Genomic DNA, 5,156 nt, shown 5'->3' with positions numbered 1-5,156 from the left:
ACATATGGATTTGGACACTTTTTTTGTGTCTTGCGAGCGTTTGATTAACCCCTCATTGCAAGGTAAGCCTATCATTATTGGAGGAACTTCTGATAGAGGTGTAGTAGCCAGTTGTTCGTATGAAGCCCGCTATTATGGCGTTCATTCTGCTATGCCTGTCAAATATGCCCGGCAGCGTTGTCCGGATGCTATTTGGATCAGGGGAGACATGGAAATGTATTCTCAAAAAAGTACAGAGGTTTCTGAAATTATAGCGTATAAAGCCCCTCTTTTTGAAAAGGCCTCTATTGATGAGTTTTACCTGGATATTAGTGGCATGGATCGTTTCTTTGGTTCGTATCAATGGACCATTGAGCTTCGAGAGTTGATCGTCAAAGAAAGTGGGCTCCCTATATCTTTCGGTCTTTCGGCCAATAAGACTGTTGCCAAAATTGCCACATCTGAAGGGAAGCCTAACGGAAAGAAGCACGTTCCTCCTCCAGAAATACAGCCTTTTCTTAACCCCTTATCCATAAGTAAAATCCCGATGATCGGACAGGCTTCTCAGAGGTTACTCTTTCGTGTCGGTATAAGGCGCATTAAAACGCTGGCAGAGACACCAGTGGAAATTCTGGAGCAGTTATTTGGAAAGAATGGTCGTCTGATGCATAAAAAAGCCAATGGTATTGATCACTCAGCTGTTATTTCGGAACATGAAGCCAAATCCTTGTCTACAGAACACACCTTTCAGAAAGACAGCATGGATATAATTGGTATCAAAGCACTGTTAACCGCTTTTTCCGAAAAATTGTGCTATCAGCTTCGAAAGGAAAACAAAGTATGCTCAGTAATCGCAGTCAAAATCCGTTATAACAATTTTGATACGCACAGTCGACAGTGTAAGATTCCTTACTCTGCTTCAGATAACCTCATTATTGAGCGAGCCAAAGAGTTGTTTGACAAAATATATGAAAGACGCATGCGTATTCGGCTGATTGGACTGCGTTTGTCCGGACTAGCAGGTGGCGGACATCAAATCAATTTATTTGATGACACACACAAAAAAGTAGCATTACTTCAGGCAACAGATCAAATTCGTCATCGCTTTGGAAAATATGCTATACAAAGGGCCTCGGCATTCAACGCCTTAAAATAGTAAAGAGAATTACGAAGTAAGATCATGTATTTAAATTGTCATTCCTGGTATTCTCTTCGCTATGGCACCATTCCCGTGGAGGAACTAGTGGAAATGGCGCACAAAATGGGGGTAGAGACTCTTGCTTTGACGGATATCAACGTTTCTAACGGAATATTTGATTTTATCCTAGAGTGTAAGCACTTCCATATCAAGCCTATTGTTGGTGTTGAATTTCGCAATACCCATCAATGTCTTTATATCGGTTTGGCTCGTAATGAAGAAGGTTTAAGGGAATTAAATGAACTAGTTTCCCGAAGAAATATCCATAAAACCACTTTCCCGGAACGCGCCCCTATGTGGGAGCACGTATATGTGATTTACCCTTTTGAAACGGCCCCTTTACATTTGCGGGATAACGAGTTTGTGGGGATAAGTTACTATCAGCTCAATCGTCTGTATCATTCTCCTTTTAGTAAAATGATGCATAAGATCGTTATCCAGCATCCGGTTACCATAAGGAATCAGCGGGAATATCAATTACACAAAGTACTTCGGGCTATTGACCAGAATATCATTTTAAGCAAGCTGGAAACTAAAGATTATTGCTCTGAACGGGAATTTATGCATTCTCAAGAACGGCTCTTGAGTAAATTCAAGGATCACCCTCAACTTGTGCAAAACACTCTTCGGATCATCGATGATTGTAACTTTGATTTTGATTTCAATTCCCATAAAAACAAGGCAAATTATACAGACAATAAATACCATGACCGACTGCTGTTGGAGCAACTGGTCAATGAACGTTTTGAAGAACGATATGATAAAAATAACCAGGAAGCCCGAAATCGGGTACAAAAAGAACTAGATATTATTGATCAACTGGGTTTCAGCGCTTATTTTCTCTGTACCTGGGATATTATAAATTACAGCCTGTCGAAAGGCTTTTTTCATGTAGGAAGAGGTAGCGGTGCCAACTCCATTATTGCCTACATTTTAAAGATCACCAATGTATGTCCATTAGAGTTGGACCTCTATTTTGAGCGTTTTCTAAATCCGGCCCGAAAAACCCCACCGGATTTTGATATCGACTGGTCATGGGATGTTCGGGACCAAATTTTGGATTATATTTTTGGTCGCTTCGACCCTAAATACACCGCTTTTTGTGGTACTATCAACACTTTTAAATACCGTTCCTGCCACCGGGAGGTTGGAAAAGTTATGGGGCTACCCAAAAGCGAAATTGACCAGTTAAGTCGTAACCCTCAGGAGTTACATGATGATAATTCTATCGTTCGCTCTATTCATCAGCTGGTTGATATGTTACATGGTTTTCCCAATCAACGTTCTATGCATGCCTGTGGTGTTTTTATCAGCGAACGTCCTATTACATATTATACTGCCCTGGATATGTACCCCAAAGGTTATCCTACCACCCAATTTGATATGTATACAGCGGAGGACATCGGCTTTGAAAAATTCGATATTTTGTCTCAACGGGGATTGGGAAGCATTCAATCCACTATAGAGTTGGTAAAAAAAAATCACGGGGTAAACATAGATTTTAATCAGGTTGATCTGTATAAAGATCATCCCATAGCCAATAAAATGCTTGCCAAAGGGCAAACCCTAGGTTGTTTTTATGTGGAATCACCTGCCATGCGAGGCTTATTGAAGCGGTTGAAGGCAAATAATTACAAGGTACTGGTTGCAGCCTCTTCTGTGATTCGACCGGGTGTAGCCAAATCGGGTATGTTGCGTGAATATCAAAGAAGGCACAATTTTCCGAACGATTTTGAATATATCCATCCGGTTTTTGAACAACATCTAGGTGAAACCTACGGCGTCATGGTTTATCAAGAAGATGTAATTAAAATTGCCCATCACTTTGCCGGTTTGGATATGGCCGATGCAGACATTTTAAGGCGGGGCATGTCAGGAAAAAGCCGCTCCAAACGAGAGCTTGAAAAAGTGAAAGAAAAATTCTTCGTCAACTGTCAACAGCTAGGGCATCCTCCGGAGTTGGTTCAGGAGGTTTACCGTCAGATCGAATCTTTTGCGGGCTATTCCTTTTGCAAATCCCATTCAGCCAGTTATGCAGTAGAGTCCTACTTAGCCATTTATTTGAAAGCTCGTTTCCCCCTAGAATTTATGGTAGCTGTTATTAATAATTTTGGCGGATTTTATCGAAGTGAGGTGTATTTCCACGAAGCCCGAATGAGTGGAGGCATTCTTCACAAACCTTGTGTCAACCATTCAGAATACCTAACTCAATTAAAGGAAAAAGACATTTATATCGGCTTTATTCACATGAAAGGCTTTGACAAAAAGCTGGCAGATCGTATTTCTATGGAAAGGAAAGTCCATGGTGATTATCGTTCACTGGAAGATTTTATTGAACGTATAGCCATTGGTATTGAACATTTGCAGCAGTTGATTTTTATTGGAGCATTTTCCTTTACTGGGGTTTCAAAAAATGAACTGGTATTAACAGCCCGCATGGTACATGCCTCATATGAAAAGCGACATGACATTCAAGTGTCCCACCTATTCCATGAACCCATACGCCAATACACCTTTCCCAAATTGGAATCTACTGCCCATGAACAATGTTTTGATGAATTGGAAATTCTTGAATTTCCAGTTTCCAAAACACCTTTTGATCTACTGAAAACCAATTACCGGGGCAATACTCTTGCACAGGAATTAGCGAATAAAGAAGGTAAAATAATCCGAATAGTCGGTTATGCCGTTTGCAGAAAGCGAGTGCCAACCGTAAAAGGGGAGATGAGTTTTTTTACTTTTTGGGACACTGAAGGCTATCTGTTCGATACCACTAATTTTCCCGATGTCTTGAAGAAATGGCCTTGGAAGGGAGCAGGCTGTTATCTAATTGAAGGAAAAGTAGTGTTAGAGTTTGCTCATCCTACTATAGAGGTACATAAAATGGATCGTTTGCCGATGATTAGTGATCCTCGCTATGAATTTACTCCTAAAGATGGAAACAATAGCTTGACCAATAGCTCAGAAACGATGCCTGGTCCATTGCCTCGAAAACCTTATCCATCAAAAGAAACGGTCAAACAGTTATTTCTAAACACAACAAAACACAAATAATTCATTTAAAAAACATATTTTCATAATATTTTTTTTGAATTTATGTTTTTTATGGTATATTAAAATTCGACCAAATTTTAAAAAAGATATGAAAAATAAACTACAAGATGTTGTTAATAACTTACATCGTTTAAAAAAAGAGATCGAATCCAAAAGAAGTTGTGATCAACAAACCGCAATTCAACTCCTATCTCACTTCTCTTCTCTCACCTACAATCCCCGGTCTCCTTTTAATCTACTCAACGACCTCACTGAAGAAGAAACTACCATAGCTAATGGCATAGAAAAATTAAAAATTTATACCACCAACCCAACGAAACTTGACAGAGAGTACTTTTTTCAAGGATATAGAGCAATTATTTGGGGAATTAAAAGGACAATAAAAAAACTGGAAAGTCGACTGCAACAAACACAAAGTATCAGTCCTAGCATTTAAAGCACTCCCCCCTATTTAAAAACCGAGACATTCCATTTCTACAATTCCCAATTACTTGAGAATCCTTATTCTCTAGTACTTTAAATTATCTTTATTATCATTCTACTTATTCCAATAAAGTTAACCATTAGTTAATTCTTTAATAAACTAACCATCCTGTTATTTTTAACTAAAAGCGTAAAAGAGGAGAATCGGTGTTATAGTTTAAAATCATAATACTTTTAAGCGGTTCATTAATATTTTCTAATTATCTCATTCTTCCATATAAGACCCTGGGTTTCACTACTCAAATATCATAATGCAAAAAAATTAGCACGAAATATGAGCGTTTCTAAAAAGCCATCAAAAACAAACCCCAAAAAGATACCTAAACATATATTGTATAAATAATAATAGTATATAATGGATTTTTTCAATAAATATATTTAACATTTTTTTTAAAAATTCACAATGAAAAAATAGTATCATTCTTTGCAAAAAAAGTATACC

General features: G+C 38.3%; 3 protein-coding genes. All 3 read left to right on the top strand.

Going from position 1 to position 5,156, the window contains the following annotated elements; genetic code table 11:
- A partial coding sequence (dinB, locus tag E1171_RS07585) for a DNA polymerase IV (RefSeq protein WP_246164221.1) occupies positions 1-1,135 on the top strand: 1,135 nt, incomplete at its 5' end.
- A gap of 24 nt (positions 1,136-1,159) precedes the next feature.
- Positions 1,160-4,231 (top strand): DNA polymerase III subunit alpha, encoded by a 3,072-nt coding sequence (locus E1171_RS07580; RefSeq protein WP_155205409.1) that lies wholly within the window; start codon positions 1,160-1,162, stop codon positions 4,229-4,231.
- Between the two features lie 88 nt (positions 4,232-4,319).
- Entirely contained in the window at positions 4,320-4,667 is a 348-nt protein-coding gene (locus E1171_RS07575) for a hypothetical protein (protein WP_155205408.1), read from the top strand.
- The last annotated feature ends 489 nt before the right edge of the window (positions 4,668-5,156 follow it).

Origin of the sequence: Xanthovirga aplysinae, from assembly GCF_009711365.1 — a bacterium.
Classification (GTDB): Bacteria; Bacteroidota; Bacteroidia; order Cytophagales; family Cyclobacteriaceae; genus Xanthovirga; species Xanthovirga aplysinae.
The sequence above is the reverse complement of the archived record's forward strand: the minus strand, read 5'-3'. Positions and strand labels throughout refer to the sequence as shown.

What these genes read in the sequence shown, in the direction of transcription:
- E1171_RS07575 (WP_155205408.1), top strand. Translation starts at nt 4,320, where the DNA reads ATGAAAAATAAACTACAAGATGTTGTTAATAACTTACATCGTTTAAAA.
- E1171_RS07580 (WP_155205409.1), top strand. Translation starts at nt 1,160, where the DNA reads ATGTATTTAAATTGTCATTCCTGGTATTCTCTTCGCTATGGCACCATT.